The organism is Vibrio sp. 1401 (assembly GCF_033340295.1).
The window spans coordinates 1-957 of sequence record NZ_JAWOWF010000167.1 but is presented as its reverse complement, the minus strand read 5'-3'; the positions used below and the strand labels follow the sequence as shown (position 1 = coordinate 957).

Annotated in this window: 1 protein-coding gene; it reads right to left on the bottom strand. The window is 50.9% G+C overall.

Features of this window, described 5'->3' with window-relative positions:
• A partial coding sequence (locus R7Z77_RS24315) for a diguanylate cyclase domain-containing protein (RefSeq protein ID WP_318136923.1) occupies positions 1-957 on the bottom strand: 957 nt, incomplete at both ends.

The window sequence follows — 957 nt, the reverse complement described above, 5'->3', positions numbered from 1 at the left end:
GCTCGGAAGCGGGAATGAAAATCGCCGGAGAGACGTAGTTACCCTGCGCGTCACGAATACGCACCAAAATCTCAAAATACATCAGCGACTCTGGCGACTGCAAATTCATCACTCGTTGAGCAAACAGCTCCAAGCGTTGATTGGACAACGCCTCGTGCACCAAGTTGACGCTCTGCATTTCCATCTGACGACGCTGCAACTCTTCGTTATCTAAGCTGAATAGATTGTAACGGTTACGCCCCTGCTCTTTCGCCGCATGGCAGGCCGAATCTGCTTGCGCGTGCACCATTTGCGGCGTTTCTGCCGTGTGGTCGATGATACGAATGCCGACCGAGCAACTGATGAATAAGCGTGTGTCTTCCCAGATAAACAGGTGCTCACCCAATGTGGAGATAATCACCTTAGCAATATTGATCGCGCCATACTCGTCGCAATCTTTCAGTAGCACCGCGAATTCATCGCCGCCCATTCGCGCAAGCACGGAATTATATGGCAGCACTTCTTCCAACATGCTGGCGCAAAATTGAATCGCAGCATCGCCCGCATCGTGCCCAACGGTGTCATTAAGCACTTTCAACTGGTCGAGATCGAGGTATAACATCGCATGCACTCGGCGGTGGCTATCCACTTCACGCAGCGCGGTTTTCAACTCCAACTCAAAGTGGTTGCGGTTGTATGTCCCCGTCAATAAGTCATAACGCGCCTGATACTCTAACTTCTCAGCCAAAAGTTTGGTCTCTGAAATGTCTTCACCCACAATCAGCAACTGATCGGAATCGTTGAGCGGTCGAATGTTTTCGCGTACCCAAACACTGTGCCCGTCAGCATGGCGATACTCGATTTCACGTCTCCATACATCATGAACTTGATGACTCGGTTGCAACAACACCTGGCGTGGGAACAGTGCTTTGTCATCAAGATAGAACTCTCGCAGGCGATGGCCAAGCATCTCAATCG